Origin of the sequence: Bhargavaea ginsengi (assembly GCF_900109165.1) — a bacterium.
Lineage (GTDB): Bacteria > Bacillota > Bacilli > Bacillales_A > Planococcaceae > Bhargavaea > Bhargavaea ginsengi.
In genome coordinates this window covers 805,269-827,855 of record NZ_FNZF01000001.1, presented here as the reverse complement: position 1 = coordinate 827,855, position 22,587 = coordinate 805,269, and the positions used below count along the sequence as shown (strand labels likewise).

At 46.7% G+C, this 22,587-nt stretch carries 23 protein-coding genes and 1 pseudogene; 19 read left to right on the top strand and 5 right to left on the bottom strand.

The window, feature by feature from the left end; genetic code table 11:
* The first annotated feature begins 155 nt into the window (after positions 1–155).
* Positions 156–617 (top strand): VanZ family protein, encoded by a 462-nt coding sequence (locus BMX91_RS03910; protein ID WP_322787441.1) that lies wholly within the window; start codon positions 156–158, stop codon positions 615–617.
* 92 nt (positions 618–709) lie between these two features.
* On the opposite strand, the gene BMX91_RS03905 is transcribed toward BMX91_RS03910, so the two are convergent.
* Positions 710–1,249: a DUF6241 domain-containing protein gene (locus BMX91_RS03905; protein ID WP_092050124.1), complete on the bottom strand. Its 540-nt coding sequence runs from the start codon at positions 1,247–1,249 to the stop codon at positions 710–712.
* 628 nt (positions 1,250–1,877) lie between these two features.
* On the opposite strand from BMX91_RS03905, the gene BMX91_RS03900 reads away from it, so the two are divergent.
* From BMX91_RS03900 to BMX91_RS03820, 18 genes and pseudogenes are all read left to right on the top strand, one after another.
* On the top strand, positions 1,878–3,260 hold the full coding sequence (locus BMX91_RS03900) for a sigma-54 interaction domain-containing protein (protein WP_245744237.1): 1,383 nt from the start codon (positions 1,878–1,880) through the stop codon (positions 3,258–3,260).
* A 196-nt stretch (positions 3,261–3,456) separates the two neighbouring features.
* Positions 3,457–4,782 (top strand): acyclic terpene utilization AtuA family protein, encoded by a 1,326-nt coding sequence (locus BMX91_RS03895; RefSeq protein WP_092050119.1) that lies wholly within the window; start codon positions 3,457–3,459, stop codon positions 4,780–4,782.
* Positions 4,775–5,083, top strand: a complete 309-nt coding sequence (locus BMX91_RS03890; RefSeq protein WP_092050117.1) for an AtuA-related protein — start codon at positions 4,775–4,777, stop codon at positions 5,081–5,083. The genes BMX91_RS03895 and BMX91_RS03890 overlap by 8 nt, the downstream gene beginning before the upstream one ends.
* A 19-nt stretch (positions 5,084–5,102) precedes the next feature.
* Positions 5,103–6,392, top strand: coding sequence for a CitMHS family transporter (locus BMX91_RS03885; RefSeq protein ID WP_092050115.1), 1,290 nt, complete (start codon positions 5,103–5,105; stop codon positions 6,390–6,392).
* Positions 6,393–6,556: 164 nt separating this feature from the next.
* Positions 6,557–7,441, top strand: coding sequence for an NAD(P)-dependent oxidoreductase (locus tag BMX91_RS03880; RefSeq protein ID WP_092050783.1), 885 nt, complete (start codon positions 6,557–6,559; stop codon positions 7,439–7,441).
* Positions 7,442–7,618: 177 nt separating this feature from the next.
* Positions 7,619–8,290, top strand: a complete 672-nt coding sequence (locus tag BMX91_RS03875; RefSeq protein WP_092050113.1) for a GntR family transcriptional regulator — start codon at positions 7,619–7,621, stop codon at positions 8,288–8,290.
* Between the two features lie 32 nt (positions 8,291–8,322).
* Positions 8,323–9,525, top strand: a complete 1,203-nt coding sequence (locus BMX91_RS03870) for a trans-sulfuration enzyme family protein (RefSeq protein ID WP_092050112.1) — start codon at positions 8,323–8,325, stop codon at positions 9,523–9,525.
* 111 nt (positions 9,526–9,636) lie between these two features.
* Positions 9,637–10,401, top strand: a complete 765-nt coding sequence (locus tag BMX91_RS03865; RefSeq protein WP_092050110.1) for an amino acid ABC transporter ATP-binding protein — start codon at positions 9,637–9,639, stop codon at positions 10,399–10,401.
* Between the two features lie 24 nt (positions 10,402–10,425).
* Positions 10,426–11,241 carry a transporter substrate-binding domain-containing protein gene (locus BMX91_RS03860; RefSeq protein WP_092050108.1) on the top strand — a complete coding sequence of 272 codons (816 nt, stop codon included), beginning with the start codon at positions 10,426–10,428 and terminating at the stop codon, positions 11,239–11,241.
* Positions 11,242–11,364: 123 nt separating this feature from the next.
* A complete protein-coding gene (locus BMX91_RS03855) occupies positions 11,365–12,114 on the top strand; it encodes an amino acid ABC transporter permease (protein WP_245744235.1) in 750 nt (249 codons plus the stop codon).
* 2 nt (positions 12,115–12,116) lie between these two features.
* The gene (locus BMX91_RS03850) at positions 12,117–12,809 is read left to right on the top strand and encodes an amino acid ABC transporter permease (RefSeq protein ID WP_092050106.1); all 693 of its coding nucleotides are present in this window, start codon (positions 12,117–12,119) and stop codon (positions 12,807–12,809) included.
* Positions 12,810–12,836: 27 nt separating this feature from the next.
* The gene (locus BMX91_RS03845) at positions 12,837–13,871 is read left to right on the top strand and encodes a uroporphyrinogen decarboxylase family protein (RefSeq protein WP_092050104.1); all 1,035 of its coding nucleotides are present in this window, start codon (positions 12,837–12,839) and stop codon (positions 13,869–13,871) included.
* A 63-nt stretch (positions 13,872–13,934) separates the two neighbouring features.
* The gene (locus tag BMX91_RS03840) at positions 13,935–15,281 is read left to right on the top strand and encodes a hypothetical protein (protein ID WP_092050102.1); all 1,347 of its coding nucleotides are present in this window, start codon (positions 13,935–13,937) and stop codon (positions 15,279–15,281) included.
* Between the two features lie 37 nt (positions 15,282–15,318).
* On the top strand, positions 15,319–16,236 hold the full coding sequence (locus BMX91_RS03835; protein WP_092050100.1) for a cation diffusion facilitator family transporter: 918 nt from the start codon (positions 15,319–15,321) through the stop codon (positions 16,234–16,236).
* Between the two features lie 141 nt (positions 16,237–16,377).
* Positions 16,378–16,557 (top strand): annotated as a pseudogene (locus BMX91_RS03830) (pyridoxamine 5'-phosphate oxidase family protein); the annotation flags it as partial.
* A 202-nt stretch (positions 16,558–16,759) separates the two neighbouring features.
* Positions 16,760–17,062: a hypothetical protein gene (locus tag BMX91_RS15885; protein WP_245744233.1), complete on the top strand. Its 303-nt coding sequence runs from the start codon at positions 16,760–16,762 to the stop codon at positions 17,060–17,062.
* Complete coding sequence (locus tag BMX91_RS15995; protein WP_322787447.1) at positions 16,996–17,742, top strand: DUF6731 family protein; 747 nt, start codon at positions 16,996–16,998, stop codon at positions 17,740–17,742. The genes BMX91_RS15885 and BMX91_RS15995 overlap by 67 nt, the downstream gene beginning before the upstream one ends.
* Positions 17,743–17,746: 4 nt before the next feature.
* Positions 17,747–18,244, top strand: coding sequence for a hypothetical protein (locus BMX91_RS03820; RefSeq protein WP_092050097.1), 498 nt, complete (start codon positions 17,747–17,749; stop codon positions 18,242–18,244).
* 732 nt (positions 18,245–18,976) lie between these two features.
* Here BMX91_RS03820 and BMX91_RS03815 read toward each other — a convergent pair.
* The 4 genes from BMX91_RS03815 to BMX91_RS03800 are packed head-to-tail and all read right to left on the bottom strand — an operon-like array spanning position 18,977 to position 22,578.
* Complete coding sequence (locus BMX91_RS03815; RefSeq protein WP_092050095.1) at positions 18,977–19,882, bottom strand: VOC family protein; 906 nt, start codon at positions 19,880–19,882, stop codon at positions 18,977–18,979.
* Positions 19,875–20,669, bottom strand: a complete 795-nt coding sequence (locus tag BMX91_RS03810) for an IclR family transcriptional regulator (protein ID WP_177168257.1) — start codon at positions 20,667–20,669, stop codon at positions 19,875–19,877. The genes BMX91_RS03815 and BMX91_RS03810 overlap by 8 nt, the downstream gene beginning before the upstream one ends.
* A gap of 29 nt (positions 20,670–20,698) precedes the next feature.
* Positions 20,699–22,006: a TRAP transporter large permease gene (locus tag BMX91_RS03805; RefSeq protein WP_092050090.1), complete on the bottom strand. Its 1,308-nt coding sequence runs from the start codon at positions 22,004–22,006 to the stop codon at positions 20,699–20,701.
* Positions 22,003–22,578, bottom strand: a complete 576-nt coding sequence (locus BMX91_RS03800) for a TRAP transporter small permease (protein WP_092050089.1) — start codon at positions 22,576–22,578, stop codon at positions 22,003–22,005. The genes BMX91_RS03805 and BMX91_RS03800 overlap by 4 nt, the downstream gene beginning before the upstream one ends.
* Positions 22,579–22,587 lie beyond the last annotated feature (9 nt).

The following is a 22,587-nucleotide window of genomic DNA, read 5'->3' as shown; positions in this document are numbered from 1 at the left end:
TGGAAGTGAGTGATTACCAAATCAAATGGATGGGAACACTGTTGGGGAAATATTCCTCACTATCGGGGAGGGCATGCGTATTTGATTCTAACGTTGAATTGTTTAGAGACTTCATCACCTCTGCGCCTTGAAAAAGATTTTAGCAGGAATGGTTTATGCTTATGAATAACGATAGAAAGAGCGTTTTACCTATTTCAGCTATCTATACTTTGCTGTGGGCCGCTTTCATTGTCATCGCAACATGTACGAGCGATCCACATGCCTTTTTATATGAACGCGTCGTGAGTTTTCATTTGGACTTCACGCCTAACTTTCATGACCTGCTCATACTGAGTGATATTCACCTTCAAAGCAATTTCTATTTGATTCAAAAGACAGGGCACTTGTTATCATTTGGGGTCTTGTATGGTTTGCTTGTAACGTGGATCAACCGACCAGGTCAGGCGTTTGTTCTGTGTGGATTATTTGCGTTGTTTACGGAGGTCCTTCAATTGTTCTTCCGACGCAGTGGTCGGCTTTTTGACGTAGGCATTGATTTATTGGGTATCTTCTTGGCATATCAACTATGCATCGCGTATATGAATCGACAAAGGGTAACGGAGAAGCGTTTGTTTTGATGTCCGGTTGCCCTGAGTGAGTGGTTATCTTTTTATAGGTGAGTGATTACCAAATAAGCCGGCCGGGAAGCTACATGTTCCCAGCCAGCTTATTAATTATCCTCTTCGGCTTTCCCCTCAATGAACCATTCCTCGATAAACAGTAGCTCTTCCTCTTTGCTCAGCAGGCCCCTGGCTTTGCCAAGTGTGCCGTTCTGGAGTTTCCAGATATAGTTGTGGTCCTCATCGGCTTCGCTGAAGTCGCCGTTTTCCCATTTGGCTATAATCTGGATCAGTTGTTTCTTCGCTTGGGGTGAATGAATCTTTTTTGAGCTGGAAACGATCGATTCGATCTGTTCAATGTTCCTTGTTGTCATCGGGATCGCTCCCCATTTCTGGTTGGCCACGATTTTCTGGTGGGTCATCTGATGCATGATGTCCAGGATCTTCTCTTCCAGGGAATTGCCGTTGACGCCCGTCCGGTCCAACCCGTCAATCTCCATTAAGGCCTCCGTTTCCTCGAAGGTCTCTATAAACTCATCTTGCGTAAGAACTTCCTCCGGCTGCGAGTAGGAAAAGCGAGTCTGGTAAATGACGAGAGTGGCGACGGCCAGGAGCGCCAGCGCTGCAATCAGGATTCCTTTCTTCTTCATCCAATCCCTCCGGTCGGTTGCTATGTCTATTAGCTAGTTATCGAAAAGTATACGACTTCATATAGGTAAAGCCTGTCGAAGATTCGCCTGCGACAGGCTTTTTTATTGATCAGAGGAAGGGTGCCTGGCGGCCGTCTTCGATCGCATGGATGCCCAGGGCGATGCGAGGGGTCAGTAAGGTTTTAAACAACGACAATAAAGTCAGGAGATTTCGCTTAACGCCCGTGCTGATATTCCTAGTTCCGGTTAATCAGCAGTATGTTCCAACCTTCCATTTCAAACTTGATGAGTAGTTTCATAATAAAAGGTTTGCTCTCCAAACGAACTCACACTTTGTTATAGTTTCCAATTAGCTCGCTTCATCCACATTTTCCGCCAACTGTTGATTAACCAGTTAAACAGCCAGACGGCCTATGTACGGATAAGTCACTTCAGGGCGTGAGCGGTTACCCTGATGCCTGAGTGTCTACATAAAGGTCCCTCAAACATCGTTTAAGTCAGCCAGCTATGTACCGGGGTAACAGATATCATTAGATGACTAACACTATACTGAAAATATTGACTCATTAATGGCTCGTGATATATTCAGTATTAGCTAATGTTTTTAATGTGTATTGCAGAAATAGAAATGATCGTTGATATAAAGCACGCCTATAAGGGGATGGTGACAATCCAACAGACAGTTGAGTGGTGGAAAGCAATCGTGGAGTCGATGAATGACGGGGTGTTGGCCATCGATCGGGAGGGGATTGTGCAGACGATCAATCCGGAATATACGAGGATTACTGGGGTGACTTCTGATATCATCGGAAAGCCGTTGGTTTCGTACCGTCCGGGTGCCCGGTTGCCGCAGACGCTCGCCAGCGGGGAAAGCCAGGTGGGGGTCTACCGGAAAACCCATGACCGGGAATATATTGTCGATATGGCTCCTGTCAGGGTGGAGGGTGAGATTGTCGGAGCGGTCTCTGTGTGCAAGAGCCTAAATGAAGTGCAGGTTCTGACACGGGAACTTGAGCAGCAGCGCCAGCGGGTGCGGGAGCTGCAAGAGCAGATGGATGCGCTACATAAAGTGCGGTATGTATTTGAAGATATCATTACGAAGAATGCCAAAATGAATGAACTGATTGGAGTGGCGAGAAAGACGGCCAAGACCGATTTGCCGATTTTGATCAAAGGTGAGAGCGGGACGGGCAAAGAGCTGTTTGCGCAGTCCATCCATCATTCCAGTGAACGTTCATCCAAACCGTTTATCGCGGTGAATTGCTCTTCGATACCGGCGGACATGATTGAAAACGAACTGTTTGGCCATGCGGGCGGGGCTTTCCCGGGTGCTTCGGACAATGGAAAGCAGGGTTTGTTTGAAATGGCGGATGGTGGAACGCTGTTTTTGGACGAGGTCAGTGATTTGTCTGTTGATGTCCAGGCAAAGCTGCTTCGTGTCCTGCAGGAAGGGACCATCCGGAGAATCGGTGAGGGCGCGGAGCGTAAAGTGGATGTACGTATAGTGGCTTCGACCCACAGGGATCTGGATCACCTTATTACAAAAGGGCAGTTCCGTGAAGACTTTCTGTATCGGCTGAACACGATTGCTTTGGAGATTCCGCCGCTGCGTGAACGGAAAGAAGATATTCCGTTTATTACACGCTCCATCTTGAACGGGAAGTTTAGAGTGGATGATGAAGTGATGCGTCTGTTCATGAAGTATGACTGGCCGGGGAACATCCGGGAACTGCGCAATACCCTCGATTATGCCATGTGCCTGGTCAATGAAGGTGAACGCATTTCACTAAGTGACCTGCCTGACGTGCTGCAAAAACAGCATCAATTGTACAGCGAGAAACCGAAAGTGTTTCCATTGCATGAAGCGGTGGAGGAAGCTGAGAAAAGTATTCTTCAGTCCGCCTTGCAGTCCAGCGGATCGACCGTAGAGGACCGCCAGGAAGTGGCGAGGTCGCTTGGAATTTCTCTTGCCACTTTGTACAACAAAATGAAGAAATACGATATCAAGTGACCGATTCTAATTTTTTGGAATGAGCAACTACTTATTCAATGAAGTTGGAATCGCAATAGGGACGCCGTTTTACGAAGAAAAATCACGCTGTACATTCTAATCATTTGGAAGAAGAAATGCCTTGAACATAGGCATTTCTTCTTTTTGCTTTGATACCATTTATAGAGACAGATTGACTAAACAACGGGGTGATGACATGTTGCGGATTGGATCAGGGGCCGGCTTCTCTGGAGACCGACTCGAACCTGCCGTGAAACTTGCTGAAGAAGGGGAATTGGATTATTTGGTGTTGGAGTGTCTGGCAGAGCGGACGATCGCGCTTGCCCAGAAGCGCAAAAAAGCGGACGCTTCACTCGGATATGATCCTTTGCTTGAAAAGAGGATTCGTTCTTTATTGCCGGTCCTGCTGGAAAAGAAGGTTCGCCTGATTACCAACATGGGGGCGGCAAACTCTGTGGGCGGTGCCTGGAAAATCATAGAGATTGCCGAAGAGATGGGATTGTCCGTGAAGGTTGCCGCAGTGACCGGCGATGACGTGCTGCCTTATGTATTATCCAACCGGGATTCCATTCAGTTCAGTCCGGCATTAAATGAAAGCGCTGACATCGTTTCTGCAAATGCCTATATGGGGGCTGCTTCGATTCTCCCGGCGATTGAAACTGGGGCCGACATCATCATCACGGGAAGGGTGGCCGACCCGTCATTGTTCCTGGCGCCGATGATTCATCATTTTGAGTGGTCGATGGATGACCATGATCTGTTGGCGAAAGGGACAGTGATCGGCCATTTGCTGGAATGCGGGGGCCAATTGACCGGCGGCTATTTTGCGGACCCGGGAAAGAAAGATGTGAGCGGCATGGCATCACTCGGGTTCCCCTTGGCTGAAGTGCAGCCTGATGGATCCGCGTTGCTGACGAAATTGCCGGGTACCGGAGGGGCACTGACATTGCGCACAGTGAAAGAACAGCTTTTGTATGAAGTGATGGACCCGTCTGCGTACATCACACCTGATGTGGTTGCTGATTTTACGTCCGTTCAACTGCAGGAGGACGGAGAGGACCGCATTTTGCTGACCGGAGGAAACGGGAGGAAGCGGCCTGATGAGCTGAAAGTCAGCATCGGATTTGACGCCGGCTATACCGGTGAGGGGGAAATCACTTACGCCGGTGCAAATGCGGTAGGGCGCGCGGAATTGGCGGGCGCCATTATCCAGGAACGTTTGGAGGATGAATTCGAAGAACTAAAAGTGGATTACATCGGGGTGACTTCTGCTCACCGGGGCGCTTTTGACCATCAGGGAACGCCATACGAAGTCCGGCTGCGTATTGCCGGGAAAACATATGAACTCGACAAGGCCAAACGGATCGGTGAAGAGGTGGAAGCCCTTTATACCAACGGGCCTGCCGGGGGCGGAGGCGCCCGGAAGTACGTAAATGAAGTGGTTGGCATCGTGTCCGGGATGATCCCGAGAGGCAACGTCGAACCGGACTTCACGGTCATGGAGGTGGAGGCAAATGACTAAGTTATACGAACTGGCCCATAGCCGCGCGGGGGATAAGGGGGATGTCCTCATGCTGTCGCTGATTCCCTATGAAGAGGAATTATACGGGGCATTGCGGGAGCAAGTGACTGCGGAGCGGGTGAAGAAACATCTGCAGCATATTGTGAGCGGCGAAGTCGAACGATACGAGATGCCGAACATCTCGGCGCTGCAGTTCGTATGCCACGGCGCCTTGCTCGGCGGCGTGACGACTTCCCTGGGGATGGATACACACGGGAAAACATTGAGCTATGCACTGTTGGAGATGGAAATAGAGCTTTAATAAATAGGGGGAAATGAATATGTTGGCTCTGTTGGGCTTTCTGACAATTGTGGTGTTTCTGGCGCTGATCCTGACGAAGCGGGTATCCGTCATCGTGTCTTTGATACTAGTTCCGGTCGTCTTCGCCCTGATCGGGGGATTTTGGGGTGAAATGGGCGGATTCATGCTGGACGGCGTCATCAGTGTCGTCCCGACCGGCATCATGCTCGGGTTCGCGATTTTGTACTTTGGTGTCATGAACAATGCGGGATTGTTCGACCCGCTCATCTCCCGTGTATTGCGGGCAGTGAAAGGGGATCCGCTCAAGGTGGTCGTGGGCACCGCGGTCATCGCGATGCTCGCACACCTGGACGGATCGGGGGCGTCGACATTCCTGATTACTATACCGGCGTTGCTGCCGCTTTACATTAAGCTGGGCATCAGCAGAATTGTGCTGGCTGGAATTGTGGCGCTGGGGGCCGGTGTAATGAACCTGTTGCCGTGGGGCGGTCCAACAGCGCGTGCCGCATCTGCGCTGGAGCTCGATGCCAGCGCCATCTTCAACCCGGTCATCCCTGCAATGATCGCGGGGATAATATGGGTATTGTTCGTGGCTTACTGGATCGGCCGGAAAGAGCGAAAGCGTCTGGGGATAGCGGATGTGGAGTACGACTTCCATGCAGAACTGTCGGATGAAGATAAAGCGATGCGGCGGCCGAAACTATTCTGGTTTAACCTGTTGCTGACGATCATCACGATCGTCGCACTCGTAAAAGTATGGCTCCCGCTGCCGATCATCTTCATGCTGGCCTTCGCCATCGCAGTCATCATCAACTATCCGAAGCCGGAAGACCAGATGGAACAGGTGAGAACGCAGGCAGTCGGTATGATCACCGTAGTCTCCATCATCTTCGCAGCCGGGGTCTTCACCGGCATCTTGTCAGGCACGGGCATGATCAGTGAGATGGCCAATGCGCTCGTCAGCATCATCCCTGACGAAGTCGGCGGCATGATGGGAGTGATTGTAGCGGTCATCGGAATGCCGCTCAGCTTACTGTTCACGCCGGATGCCTTTTACTTTGGCGTCCTGCCGATTGTAAGTGAAACGGCAGCGGCGTACGGAGTCGAAGCGGCAAGTATCGGCAGCGCGGCCATCCTCGGCCAGATGACCACCGGCTTCCCACTCAGTCCGCTAACTGCCTCAACCTTCCTATTGATCGGACTCGCAGGCGTCGAACTGGCGGACCATCAGAAATTTGTGTTCAAGTGGGCCTTTGGAACGACGATAGTGATGACGATTGTGGCGGTGATTACTGGGGTGATTATTTAATATTATATAAGGGGGAGTCCCTCTGCCAAGGCCATGCGGGCAGAGGGACTCTCTATACGTAAAGACACACTTGAGAAAAGCATAGGTAGGAAGCAAATATAATATAGACAATTAAGAAATATTAGTTATTATTATACAAAGGAGTGATAAGGGTGCGGAACGAAATCAAGGAATCAATAGGTTTTGTTGGTGTAGGAATAATGGGAAGCAAGATGGCCAACCGGTTAATTGAGAAGGAGTACCTCGTTAATGTTTTCACAAGAACAAGAGAAAAAGCTGTGGAATTACTGGACAATGGAGCGGTTTGGAAGGACTCAGTTAAGCAGTTAGCTGAAGAGTCTGATGTGATATTCACCATGGTAGGGATACCGGAGGATGTCGAGGAGATTTATTTCGATCAGGATGGCATTTTGGAAAATAGCAAATCCGGCACTTTGTTAATCGATATGACCACATCCAAGCCCTCGCTTGCAAAAAGAATTGCGGAAGTAGCAGAAAAAAATCGACTCATTTCTTTGGACGGCCCTGTTTCTGGGGGAGTGGAAGGAGCGGAAAAAGGAACACTCACCATAATGGTTGGTGGGAGCCGGAAAGGGTTTGAGCGGGCATTGCCGATCCTACAGCAACTAGGCAGAAAAATTGTTCATACAGGACATGCGGGTTCAGGTCAATTAACGAAGGCTTGTAATCAGTTGGCGATGGCTAATCAAATGGTTGGTGTCTGTGAAGTGATTGTCTTGGCAAAGAAAGCTGGCCTGGATCCTGAGTCAGTGATTGACTTGTTATCAACAGGAACTGCTCAAAGCTGGGTAATGGAAAACCTGGCATACAAAATGATTAAAGGGGATTATCGTCCAGGTTTCCAAGTGAAGCACCTCGTTAAAGACTTGAAAATCGCAAAGGACGTTATGGGGAATACTGAGACACCCAGCTTAGATTTATCTCTGGCTTTGTTTGAGGAACTGGAAAGATTGGGCGAGGGGGAAAATGGAACAAGGGTCATCATGAAGATGTTTGAATCAGCCGATAAACAAAGCAGCTATTTTTAAGTTGAAAGACCAAGATAAAAGGTTAGTACAGAATATTTCATAAATATTTCGAAAAATGTGTTGACAGCGCTTACAATACATCTTATTATTTGTGTACAGGAATTGTATACAGAGTTCTAAATTTTTTTACCCTTAAACTTTGTATACAAATATTGTGTACAGAAAGGAGGCGTCTCTTTGGTAAGGTCTACCGCGGCAGAATATGCCTATCATGAAATTAAGAAACGAATTATTGAGGGTACATTAGAACCGCTACAGCCTGTTGTCGAGGAAGAGATCTCTGCAAGGTTGGAAATTAGCCGGACCCCTCTAAGGGCTGCGCTGCAAAGGCTTGAACTCGAGAAGCTAGTAGAACGCCAAGGAAATGGGCGGCTGAGAATATCGAATATCTCTGTAAAAGAAGTCAAAGAAATTTTTAACGTACGATCTAAACTCGAAGAAATCGCTGTTTACGAGGCCACTGAAAATGCAACTGAGCAGGATTTGGCCGAGCTCGCCAAGCTTGCCGAAATGATTCATGAAGCATTGCAGTCAAAGGACCTGGATGAGATTTTAAAGTACGGTTCTATGTTTCACACATACATCTACCAATTAAGCGGCAATCAGACGGTGAATAACTTTATCACTCAACTAAACGATCACATCCATCGATATCGAAGACTGGTTCCAAATCAAAAGTTGGAGCGAACTATCGAAGAGGGGAAGGAACACCATCAGATTGTTAGGTGTATGGCAAACAGAGATGCGGAAGGGGCTGGGCTGGCCATGAAGCAACATATTGAAAACAGTCTTCAATCCGCTATCGATGCCATCAAAATCTATGAAAGCAGAAAACAGGAAGCCTGGTGAAATTTAATTCAATCAAGAGGAGTGGTTTATTCATGACAATCAACCATCGTTTCAATACAACTGCCATTCATGCGGAACAATGCCCTGATGAGAAATCTGGAGCTGTGTCACAGTCCATCATTCCGGCCGTCGCTTATTGTTTCGACAATGCGGAGTCCGCCGTTGACGTCGTTTCGGGAAAAAAAGAGGGCCGTTACTACGGACGGTATGGAAACCCGACGACAAGAACGCTAGAAAATAAGGTCGCTGTCCTAGAAGGCGCTGAAGATGCCCTTGGGGTCAGCAGCGGAATGGCTGCGATCAGTATCGCATTGATGGCATCTCTTCGCACCGGAGATCACGTAGTCGTAACGAAAGATGTATATGGAGGCACTCATAAATTCCTATCTAACATTGCGACACGCTATGGAATTGAGTATGATTTTGTAGATTGCACAGATTATTTAAATATTGAAAATGCAATTAAAGAGAATACAAAGGCGGTGTATATCGAGACGCCATCCAATCCGACGCTAACACTCATCGATATTGCAGAAGTGGCAGTGATCACAAAACGCCACGACCTAAAGCTTATTGTTGATAATACGTTCATGACACCCTATCTCCAAAGGCCCATCGACTTGGGGGCGGATATCGTGGTTCATAGTGCTACGAAATATTTGAATGGTCATGGAGATGTGATTGCGGGTATTATCTGCGGATCCAAAGCGGACATCGATTACATGCGCAAAGATGTCATGGGGGACCTTGGCCAGAACCTAAATGCCTGGGAATCTTTCTTGGTCCTCAGAGGGATCAAGACGCTAGGGATCCGGATGGAACAGCATTGTAGAAATGCACAGGAGGTGGCGGAATACCTGGAACAGCATCCAATGGTGGAGCGGGTCTTCTATCCTGGACTGCCATCCCACCCGCAACACAGCCTGGCTAAAAAGCAAATGAAGAACATGGGAGGGATTGTCGCATTTGAGGTCAAAGGAGATGTCCAGACCGGAAAGGACTTTATCAGCGCCCTGAAAGTCGCGATGATTTCATTTAGCCTGGGGGATCCAGAAACGCTTGTCCAGCACCCTGCATCCATGACGCATTCATCCATTCCTGAGAGTCAGCTCCATGAATTCGGTCTTTCGACAGGTTTGATCCGTTTGTCGGTAGGGTTGGAGGATGCCGAGGATATTATAGAGGACTTAAATCAGGCGCTTTTGTGTACAGTTGCTGTCCCGATGAAAAACTGACTTGGACCATCTAGGTGCTTCACGATGAAGCATGTTGAGGACAAGTCATCATTTTTTCGAAATAATTATCCTAATATTCCGAATCGTAAGTTAAAAAATGGAGGGGACCGAATGCTGACACTGAAAAACTTGCGGGTTGCTTTCGGAGAACATGAAGTGCTGAAAGGAATAGATATCACCGTTCAAAAAGGGGAAGTCGTCACGTTTATAGGACCAAGCGGCACCGGCAAAACTACTTTGCTGAGATCTATTAATTATCTTGAAAAACCATCAGATGGGGAGGTGAAACTGTCTGATGTAGGCATCAATTTTAAGTCCGCAAATAAAAAAGACATTTTAAAACTTCGAAGAAAAACAGCCATGGTTTTTCAGCAGTTTAATCTCTTCAAGCATAAGACAGTCATCGAGAATGTGATGGATGCGCAGATCGCCATTCAAAAGAAATCGAAAAAAGAAGCTTACGAAAAAAGTTGCGAGGAGTTGGAGAAAGTTGGCCTTCTGGAGAAGAAGGATATGTATCCTTCCCGCTTATCCGGAGGGCAGCAGCAGAGAGTGAGCATCGCCAGGGCATTGGCTTTGGAGCCGGAAGTCATTCTTTTCGACGAACCGACATCTGCACTGGACCCTGAACTGGTCGGTGAAGTTCTGAAAGTTATTGAGAATGTCGCAAGATCAGGCATGACCATCCTGCTCGTCACGCACGAAATGAGATTCGCTAAAAACATCTCATCGAAAGTCGTCTTTATGGATCAGGGACACATTGTAGAACAGGGGACCCCCGAAGAAATCTTTGAAAAGTCGACCCACATCCGGACAAGGCAGTTCCTGAAAGAGTATTACGAAACAGAAGAAGAACTAGCGGTTGCCAATGTATAAATAAGACTAAATAGGAGGTCAAACATGAACAAAAAATGGGGATTCATTACACTGGCCGGTCTGCTTTTCCTGGGTGCTTGCAGCGATGGAGAGGCCTCTACAGATGAAGACGGTGTACGAACACTCACCGTAGCCGTCCCGCCGACATCTAAGCCTCTGAGCTGGGAGGAAAACGGCAAACTGACAGGCTATGAACCGGATATCCTCCGACTTGTCGATGAAAAACTCGAAGACTACGAGTTCGATTTAGTGGGAGTGGCGGATAGTGCTGCAGAAATCGGCTTGGATACCGGCAAGTACGACATGATTGCACAGGGTCTCTTCAAAAGTGAAGAAAGGGCCGAGAAGTATCTGCTTCCGGATGAAAATAATGGTGCAAGCCTTATGCGAATCTATAAACGAAATGATTCTGATGACATTGAGAACATGAAAGACCTGGTAGGTAAGAAAATCGTGCCAACAACCCCTACTGGAGGCGTTTTTAACTTCATCATGGATTGGAATGAAAACAATCCTGATCATGAGATTGAATTCCAGACTTCTGACGCAGGTCTATCGTATGCAGACCGGATGCGCGAAGTGGAATCAGGAAAATACGATGCTCTGATTCTTCCTTCCAACTTGGGCCAAAACGAAATCATCGAAAGTCAGGATATGCAGATCGTCACCACTGAACCGGTTGAAGTATTCCCGACATACTTCATGATTTACAAGAACGAAGAAAATGAAGCGTTAAGGGATGACATCAGCGAAGCGCTGGCCGAGCTGAAAGAGGAAGGGAAGTTATCAGAACTCTCCCTTAAATACTACGGTGAAGACGTATTCCAATTCACTGAGTAAAAAAATGGGCAAGCAGGCCAGCACGCCTGCTTATCCCCCATACGCTCCTGTCAATGACATAAAGAGCTGTATCTATTATACCCAAAAACTCCCTCTGCCATCCAAGGAAAGGAGGAAGCCTCCTTGCTCGATATTAAATATATGCTCGAAATCACTCCGTCGCTCCTGAGTGTTCTTCATGTAACCCTCATCATTCTGATCGCATCTTCGACTCTTGGTTTGGGCTTGAGCATTCTGGTTACCGCAATCCGAATCAAAAAGGTGAAATACCTGAGCAAGGTCATGGATCTATTCATCTCGTTCACGAGAAGTGTTCCCATTGTCCTGCAACTGTTCCTCATGTATTACGGTTTCCCATTCCTGTTGTCTATGATCGGAATCCACATCAATGATTTTAGTGCAGCTGCCGCAACCGTTCTGGCACTGACCCTTTATAATGCAGGTTACTTGTCAGAGGTTCTTCGTCCGGCATACCTCGCTGTGGAAAAAGGGCAGCATGAAGCTGCAGATGGACTTGGCTATACCCCTTTTCAGAAGTTCACGCGAATTATCGCTCCTCAAGTGATTCCGATTGCTCTTCCAGGATGGGGAAATGCGCTAGTCTACCTGATTCATGATACGTCCCTCATCTTTACAATTGGCGTAGCAGATATTATGGGGGTGGCCAATACTCTCGTTTCAAGCTCGTATGGCGCCCACCAAATTGAAATCTACCTGACCATTGCGCTTCTTTTCTGGGCGATCACTGTTTCTGCGGATACAATGGTACGAATCTTTGAGAAGAAGGCTGCAAAATACAACTTGAGCAATGGATTTGCTCCGAAGAAAAAGGCAAAGCGTAAAATGAGAATCTTGGTTCAGAAGGGGGTATGACAATGTTCAAATTCGATGTTCTAGCTGAAGATTTTATCGGCATCCTGATGGTTGTCCCCAAAACCCTTCTTTTGGCGATTCTCATTCTCTTCCTATCAACTTTGCTCGGAGGAGTCATTGCGCTGATCCAGCAATACCGGATTCCCGTCGTTGCTCAGATTGTAAAAGTGTTCACCTCCTTTTTGAGGGGTACCCCTGCTGTCGTGCTGCTCTACCTGATGTATTATGCATTGCCGCAGATCGCACATCTGTTACTGAAGATAGTGGGAATTGAGTTCAATCCCCATGACTTAAATCCCGTCGTTGTTGTCATCGTGACTTTCTCGCTCACTATGTCTGCGTTCCAGTCGGAGATTATCAGAGGGGCGTTTATGTCTGTGAGTGAAGGTCAGATTGAAGCTGCACATTCTCTTGGTTATAACTTCTTGCAAACACTGTCACGCGTTATCATGCCGCAAGCTCTCATGGAAGCACTTCCGGATTTCCTAAACTCCTATATGGTGATCATCAAAGCGCTCTCCCTTGCTTTTCTGATCACTGTTGTCGATATCTTTGCCCAAGCGAAGATAATGGGAGCGATGAGCTTCAGGTATCTGGAAGCATTCGTTGCGGCAGCACTGATCTATTGGCTGATTAGCGCGATCCTCACCGCCTTGATCAACCGATATGAATTGAGGCTAAGAAAAGCGTATTAAAGATTATATAAAAAGGAGTCGAAGCAAATGAATAAATTTGAGCGGATCCAAGCAGCGTTGAATCATGAGGAAGTCGACCGTGTCCCGATGAGTCTTTGGATGCACCTTTCCGCAAACGATATAAATCCGCGCGGGCTAGCTGAATCACAAGTCGCCCAAAGCCGAAAGTTCGATTTTGATTTCCTCAAGCTCATGCCATTCGGCCTGTACTGCGTTGAGGACTGGGGTGCAACGGTGGAGTACTACAGCACACCGAACCGTCCTCCGGTCGTCGTGAAGCCGGGAATTGAAACTGTTGAGGACTGGGGAAGACTTGAAGTTCTTCCTGCGATCTATGGAACATACGGGAAACAGCTACAGTACGCAAAGTATGTCAGTAAGGAAGTGAAAGGTGAAATTCCTTTTGTCCAGACTATATTCAGTCCACTGACTGTGGCCAGAAAATTGGCAGGAGACCGATTGCTTCTTGATATGAAAATGAATCCGAAGTTAGTCATGCAGGCGCTGGAAGTCATTACTGAAACCACAATTAACTTTGTTAAAGCTAATATTGAAGCAGGGGTGGATGGCTTCTTCTTTGCAACACAATGTGCAACCGAAGAACTGATGACAGAAGAGGAGTACCGGGCATTTGGTGTCCCGTATGACCTGAAGGTGATCAACAGCTATCAGCAAGAGACGTTTCTTAACATCGCACATATGCACGGAGACAAGGTGATGTTCGATCTCGTAGCCGATTATCCCGTGAACTGCCTGAATTGGCATGACCGGTGGGTATCCCCTTCCTTGGCAGAAGCTCGCAAGAGGACGGATAAATGCCTTCTCGGCGGTATTCGGGAGGCACCGTACTATGACGAAAACAATAAGGTCGTTAGAAACAGCCTTTTGATTGATGGGACGGTAAAAGAAATCGAAGATCATGTGCGGGAGTCCATTAATGCCGTCGATGGAAAGGGACTGATTCTCGGCCCTGGATGTGTAATTGACCAGGAAACACCTGAGCGAAGCCTCTTTGCAGCCCGCAGAGCTGTTTATCCTTCCATTCAAACGGTCATTGCCTAATTACCCTTTAATGAGCTTCGGATTAAAACGAAGCTCATTATTTTTGATGTAAAGGGGCTTGCCATGAAAAAGTGGAGTAACTTCATTGTTCTGTTCATGATTATGCTGTTCCTTGTCAGTCAAATCTTCTCTCTTCCATTTCTCGAATGGACATTGTCCGGGCTCTCTCTGATGGTGATGTTGACCAGTTTGATGTACAGCAGGCAATTGCCGAAATGGTTCAGTATTGTGATGGTAGCCATCGGTTCTATGATTCTCTTGGATCAGCAGGCCGACTGGGCGGTTTGGGAAGAAGCACTCACAAAAAACTTGCCGATCGTCTGCCTTATTATTGTAGTTCCAATCCTTGCCGTCCCGATTAGACAGGGGAAGTATGATGAAGCCATCTTTTCTCTGGTGACCACATTCAAGGGAAGCCTAAAAATGTTTTTCGCTTTTCTTCTCATGCTCTTTAATTTCATCGGACCGATCACCAATCTGGGCTCCATTCATATCATCCATTCAATGGTGGGCCAACTAAAATTGCCTAAGGAGTTCTTGGCCAAAGTCTATACACGCGGTTTTTCTTCCATTAATACATGGTCCCCGTATTTCGCGTCCGTCCTGTTGGTCATCTATTACTTGGACATTCCAATGTCCAGGTTTTTGCCGTTTGGACTGTTATTAAGTTTTGTCCAAATACTATTATCCACTGTATTGTTCTCGCTGAAAGAGGCCCCTTCCATGAAAGCCAGCCTGCCTGATGCTTCAACTGCAGTCGGGGGCAGAAAGCTGACTGAATTGTGTTTGGCGTTCGTCGGTCTGATCGGAGTCATTATTGTACTAGAGCCCTTTGTCCCGATAAATGTAAGTGTCTTGGTGACTGTAACGCTGGTCCTGTTCTCTATTCTTTGGAGTGTTTTACTGAACCGCTTTAAGACATTTCTCAAAGAGGCAAACGAATTCCGCTCAAACATCATTCCTAGACAAGCCAATGAAATCACTTTGTTCTTTTCAGCAGGTTTTTTCAGCGTGGTGTTGTCGGGGACTTCTGTTTCAGGCCACTTGAACTTCTACTGGGAGCAGATTGCCGAAGTCTCGGTCTTTCTGTTAATTCTATTTACCATTGTCCTTATTTCGGCTTTTGCGTTCATTGGCGTTCACCAGATTGTGATTGTCAGCTCCATCCTCGCCAGTGTTTCTCCGGGAGTCATCGGAATCGATGACATCACATTCGCCATGATCCTGTTAAGTGCCTGGGCGATTGGCAGCGTGCTCTCACCTGTTGCGCCTATGAATGTAATTTCCTCAAGCCTGTTAAACGTCAATGTGTATCGGGTGATTTTGAAATTGAACTTGCTTTATGCAGTTCTGTTAATTGGTGCTCATACGTTGGTGATTTATGGGGTGCATCTTTTGCGGGTAGGGTGAACGATTGATTGCACGGAAAGGAGGGGGGATTTAAATAGTGGCTACTGAACTTTATGCAAACTTGAAAAAAGGAGAACGGGGTGCATGGCTCAGCATCGCCGTTTATTTGGTGCTAAGTGCAATTAAATTCATCACAGGAATAGCAGGTTCATCAGGAGCATTAAAAGCAGATGCACTGAACAATACAACAGATGTAATCGCTTCGATTGCTGTCCTGATCGGTTTGAGGATTTCCCAGAAGCCACCCGATCGGAATCACCGATACGGCCATCTCCGCGCCGAAACCATTGCCTCGCTCATCGCATCATTCATAATGGCGGTGGTCGGCATTCAAATCTTAATTGAAGCAATCACCGTGATTTACAATGGAAGTGCAGATCAACCCTCTGTCATAACAGGTATTGTCGCGCTCGCCAGCAGTATCGTGATGTACACGGTCTACTTATACAATGCCAGGCTTTCAAAGAAAATAGAGAGCTCGGCACTCCATGCAGCGGCACAGGACAACCGTGCAGACGCACTGGTAAGTTTCGGAGTAGCTGCAGGGATTGGCGGTGCCATCTTTGGATTCCCGATCATCGACACCATCACGGCCCTGATCATCGCGATCATCGTCCTTGTTGCAGCAGGCTCAATTTTCAAGGAAGCCGTCTATATGTTGACCGACGGGTTTGATGAGGACGAAGGGGAAATGCTGAAACAACTAACGGAATCTGTGCCTGGTGTTCATCAGCTCCGAGACCTTAAGGGTCGGAGGCATGGGAACATGACATTGGTAGACTTGACTATAACAGTGGATCCCCTCCTTAATGTCATCGAAAGCCATAAGATCACAGAAGAGATTGACGACAGGATGCGCAAAGCTAAGCCCTATATAAAAGTATTTATTCACATTGAGCCGGGCTGGGAGAGGGGGGCGGAAGAAAGTAGATGTAGACGAAGGTTATTGGACTGAGGAGTATGTTATATGTATGACAAGGTTTTTAGCTTATCTAATCATCTAATCCAAAGGATGTATTCGAGATAAGGGCAATATATCGAATAACCAATTACTAGAAAGGGTAATCTACCTCTATAACACAAATGAGGTGATTCGATGAAACAAGAAGAAATGGAAACGCTCAGAGACTTAATAAAAGGCGTCGACACGGCGATGCTGACGACCGTATCCGATGAGGGACTCGTCTCCCGCCCGATGAAAACACAGGAAGTCGAGTTCGACGGCGACCTCTGGTTCTTCACCAAGAAAGAAACCGACAAATATAAAGAAATTGTATTAGCCCATAGTTAACCAGCCGCCACCGAATTGTTCGGTAGCGGCTCTTCTATATACCTCCCTTCCTATTTAGCACTTGAAGTCTAAAGGAACTTTCCGGTGTGGGAAAATTAACAATGTTATACTTAGAGATAATAATGTTAAACACCTTAACAAATCAACGTTAGTTGAAAAGGGGAATTTTTCAAGTGGGGTGGGGAAGATGAGAAAGTACGTAAGATTTAATTACTTCGAGGTTCAATTAATTCCAGCCGAAGCTGAGGTTCATGAGGAACTAGGCGAGGAATATAACTTTCATGCCGCTGAAACTTGGGATATGAAAAGCTTTCTAGATTATCTAATGGTTAGGCGGAATACCTTTGAAACTACAGTAAGTATAGGCAGCGAGTATTCAGAAGTTGAAAAGGACTCGTACGTTTATGACCAACAGAGAGATCTATACCATTTTCAACTTTCAAAGTTAAGGGAAACAAATATTCCTGCAAAAAGAAATTTGGAGAAATAAAACAAGATATTCTCTTAAACCAAGATGAGTTTATTGGCGAATTTAATAGTATTGTTTATGATCCCGTTTATGGAGCTGTTGCAATTCAATCCAATTTTTATGGATTAACTATAAAGCAAACCGAACAAGTCTTAACTGAATTAAGGTTTAGGTACCTGCATGAAATTGGTGAAAGTGAAGAACATCCATTTACAGTAAAACTTGCTCCGATTATTGACCGCTCAAAAATCGATAGGGTAGCAAATGCAGATTACTTCAAAAAGATACGTATTAAAGGATCAGATGTAATGTTAGATGCAAATCTAGGAGATGATAACTTACTTTCTGAAGCTCGTGATATTTTGAATGAATCAGCAGGAGTTAATATTGATTTATCTATTTCGTTAGGTAGAGCTGAAAGAACGGCCTCGTTAGATACGGAAAATATTATCAAGGTTATTGAGCAGTTCAAAGACATTGAAGTAGATGAGAGGCCACAAATTGAATTAACAGCTCTCTATAATGAAGACGCTGAGGTAGAAGTAGTAAATTTAATTGAACCAAGAATGACAGATAGAATAGCAATTGAAGTTGAACCGAGACAAACTGTAGGACATGAATATCTGCTTCAAGAGTTTCTAGTTAAATATGATGAAAGGAGACCCGATGTTCGTAGGGTGTTAGTGCCAATTGGAGAGTGAGAATATGACTAAGAGGGAAAAACTTCTTGGTAAACTTGAAGGTATATGGGAAGGTTATTCTTTTCGGATTAGTTTTCTGATGGGTATTGCAATGGGAATACTTTATTATTTGGGTGTTCTAGAGAATATAAGGTCTACCTTAGGTAATGCCATTACTTTTTCCTCCATTGTTATAGGGGTAAATGGTGTTTTTCTCACACTAGTGATAACACTTCAAGAGAGCCTTGCTTTTACCAGGTTGAAGGCAATAATGCCTTCCTTTCAAACAAGGCTATATTTGAGTCTAAGGAATCAAATACAATATGGATTAGTAACAGTGATAATTTCTATTGGTATATCGGTATTACCATATTCCCCTCATAAGTTCTACTCCGCTATTGGCGTGTCTGTCTTCTTTACATTTTTTTGGATTATGACTCTAGGTTCGTTTTATACGGTAAAGTTAGTAACCGATATTATAGTCAAAAATTTCGATCCACCAACAAGAAAAACAAGAAAATGAATAAAAGAATACTAATTAAAATTTTTAAGTACGGCAATGCTGCGTAAGGAACAAACAGACTCTGCTTATCAATACCGCTCCCATTTCTGATTTACCGCAATTTTTGGTGGGTCATCTGGTCTTGACAACTAGGAATCAGAGGAGGGACTGGCCAGACGTGAAAGGCAACCGGCGGGCGAAAGCTTGTGTGGTGCTATTTCCTGTGGGAGTGATCCCAGAAGATGAATAGAGTCCGCCTATCAAATCTCCATAACCCCTCCTAATGGGGTACGTTTTTAATTTCTCCGGTTTATCAAATGCTTGTGCCGCACGGCGGATCTTTTCGCCAGGGGAGAGGTAGTCTGCGGGTTCCACGCCAGGTACAGGCTGACCGAGTCGTCGGCGCCTTCAATCCGCGGTAGATAAATATCCCTAGGGCTTTCTGCTGCGGCGCTTATGGAGATGTCGATGCCGACGGCGACAAGGTTGTGGATGGTCGTAACGCCATCCATCCCTAGCGATATGGGGCTGATGCCTGCTGGTTGCGGAAGGCAATGATCTGGTCGTTAGTAGCCGGCTTCTTCATACATCGTCAGCAAGGATAAACTGCTTACCGCAAGCAGAATTAGTACAGGAGCCAGCCGGCGGCTATGTGGAAGAACGGATATAGAAGAAAAGTCATGCCACAATCACTCAATACAAAAAAGCATCTGGCCCTTCAGCCGGATGCTTTAACTTTATACAGAACAGCTATTAAATTGGCTGAAGTTCAGTTTTCTTCAGGACAGCATCCAGAATGGTCGTTTCATACTTGGTGTACCATGCACAGTTATCTTCCCAAACCCGTGGTTTAAGCGGGAGTTCTTCATGCCATGGGCGCGGGTCGAAATGGCCGAGCGGTTTGATGTATTGGTCCATATCGATGTAGAGCTCGATGAGATTCAGCTCAGGATCATGATGATAGGTAGCCATATTGTGTCCTGCGGTATGGCGGGACGGTCCCCAGACGATCGGCATTTCGTTTTTGGCAAGAATGTCTGCGGAACGGACATGGTGACTTGTATCCTTGAGTTCAAATGCGATGTGATGCATCATTTTATGGCCGAACGAGGATACATTCAGAACATGGTGATCCGTGTTGCAGGTCAGGAAGGTAGCACGGGTTCCGATGGTGTCCGTGTAACTAAAGTTCAAGACATTCATATAGAAATCAGTCGATTTCTTGGCATTCATCGAACCGATTGCGATATGGCCCAGCTTAAATGGGCTGATGCCATTTTCTTTGTAGCCGGGGGCAGGAGTTTCAATCTCATGGAAGAGCTGAAGCGTGAAGCCGTCGGGATCTTGGAGTTCCACCAGCTGATGAACACCTGGGCGTGCATCTGACTTTACTTCTGCGCGGATTCCTTCCGCAACGAGAATCTTCACCACATCGTTCAGTTCCACGTTCTGTTCGATCTGATAGCCGATGATATCAAGCGAACTTTCGTTGGAGTGTTTCAGGACAACCGTATGATGGTCTGTTCCGCTGCTGATGTAGACGGTGTCTCGGGTTTTATCCGTTACCGTCATCCCCATGACATCCGAATAGTAATTCTCCATTTTTTCGGCGTCCAGACAATTGAACTCGGCGTAACCCAGTTTAAATGGCTTAATCATGTATGCCGCTCCTCTCGAGTTCCTGTAATTTAAAATTCATCGTTTGCTCTTCTGTTGAGCAGAATTCGCTGATGTCCTGCGCTGCGCGGATCGTGAGCTCAATGAGCTTTTCTGCGTTATAAATCTCATGCATCGACGTCTTGTACACAAGGGACAGACTCCCCTTTAATGTGTTGTTCTTAAAGACCGGTGCCGCAATGCCTGTCACGCCATCATCCAATTCCCCGTGTGAGAGGTAATAGCCTTGCTTTCTGATCGCCGCCAGGTTCGATTTAAACTCCTCAAAGGTGTTGCCCATATCTGCTTCGCTGATATCATCGGCATATGATTCATACAGCCTGGCGATATGCGCGCGGGGCAGAAAGGCAATCATCGCTTTTGAGGTGGAACCGTAAAAGAGGGGATGCGGCTGTCCGCGCTCATAGATCACATTGGACGGATGGCCTTCAGGCGTTTCAATATGCGCGATCAGAACTTCATCGTTATAAATATTGCTGAGCAACACCTCACATTGAGTCAGGCTGCAAAGGTGTTTCATCACAGGAATGCCGGCTGAAATAACCGGATCGGTCTGACGGATATGGCAATCAAGTTTGATGATCTTTGGGCCGATCGAGTACTGCCCGTTGTCGCTCACGAGTAATCCCGCATGGGTCAGTTCCCGCAAGTAGCGGTAACCGGTCGGCTGGCTGAGCCCGAAAAACTGGATGACTTCATCAGCCGTCCAAATCGGCTTGTCTGCTGTAAACAGATCTAGAATCTGCAACACTCTTTGTATGCTTGACATTGACTTTGCTCCTTTGATGTAAGGGGCCATTATGTTTTGATGAGTTCAGGCAGGAACGTGACGATGTCCGGGAAGATGACAAGGACGATGATGAATACGACCATCGTGACAATAGCCGGGATAACCCCCCTGAACAGCTTCTCAATCGGAACATCCTTAATGACCCCACTGATGATGTAAATGTTGAGACCGAGCGGAGGTGTCAACACCCCTAAGTTTACAATCATGATCATGATGACACCAAACCATAATCCGTCAAAGCCCAATTGAGTGATAATCGGATAGACGATTGGAAGGGTGAGGACCATGATGGCGATCCCTTCAAGGAACATTCCCAATACGAAATACACCAATAGGATTAGCGCCAGAATCACGTAAGGTGATGTATCAAGGCCTGCTACAAGGGAAGTAAGGTAAGTCGGAATCCGGCTCAGTGCGAGGAACTTCCCGAATAATGTTGCACCGATCAGAATCAGGAAGATCATGACCGTGAGCCTCAAAGTCTGATCGAGGGAATCCTTAAGCATTTTAAAGCTCAGCCTTTTGGTGAAGAGTGTAATGAGAAACGCACCTGCCGCACCGATTCCGCCGGCTTCGCTTGGTGTAAAGATCCCGAAATAGATCCCGCCGATACTCATTAAAAAGAGGACAAGGAATGGCCAAATACTTTTTAAAGAGGTTACTTTATCTCTAACCGTATAACGCTCGGTCTTTTGCGGAGCCAATTGCGGGTTCTTGCGGACTTGCAGATAAATCATGAGGAAGAAAAGTATGGTCATTAAAACCCCGGGAACAATCCCGGCGATCAGAAGAGGACCGATCGGTTCAGATGTAAGTGCCCCGTAGATGATCAGGAGAACACTCGGGGGGATCAGTGCTCCGAGAGTCCCGCCCGCAGCAACTGCCGCACTCGAAAAAGAGGGGGAGTAGCCGTGCTTGCGCATCTCCGGTATGCAGATCTTGGCCAGAGTGGCCGTAGTGGCATTGCCCGATCCCGAGATGGCGGAAAAGATGGAGGCTGCCCCGACTGAAGCGATTGCCAGTCCGCCGCGGAAGTGGCCCATCCATTTGTCGACAGAGTCAAATAGATCTTTGCCGATTCCGGTATTGGCGATGAAGGTCCCCATTAAAATGAAAAGAGGTATGACGCTCAGTGAATAACTGTTTGCGGTATTGAAAGCCGACAATCCGAGTTGGGACAGGCCGACATCCAGGCCGGAAAGATAGGTGACGCCGATCACGCCTACCAAAAACAGTGACAATCCAACTGAGAACTTTGCCAAAATCAATGCCAATAGAACGAGCACGCCTATGAGGCCGATCAGTTCGGAAGTCATCCTGCTCTCACCGCCTTTACAACACTTTGAACAAAGCTATTCAGGAGGGAAAGAAAGAAACCGATCGCCCCGAAAGTAGTAAGGAAAGCGATTACATAAATCGGTATTCCAAGATCTCCGCTGACGTTGTTGCCCTGCAATAATCTCTGGGCATATACAAATAGCTGCCAGCTTGTGAGCAGTACAACCAATGTCAATATCAAATAGATGACCGCATTACATACGTTTTGAGCACGTTCGGGCAACTTTTTGAACAAGAAGTCAACTTCGATGTGATCTCCTTTTAGCTGGGCTGCACCAAGGCTGAAAAAAACAGTGATCGCCAATGCAAATCCGGTCAGTTCATAGGTTCCCAAAATGGGGCTGTTGAACAGGTTTCTCCCGAGCACGTCGAAGACTGTCAAAAACATCATGGCGAACAGAAGCACACAGGAAAGGCCATGGAGAATGCGGTTATAGCCTTTTGTGAGTTTATCCAGACTGGAAGAGAATCTGATAAGAAGTGACCCATCCCCTGAATTGTTTTCAAGGGATGAGTCGAGCTTGGCCATAACCAGAGAGCTTTTTTTCATATTGTCCAC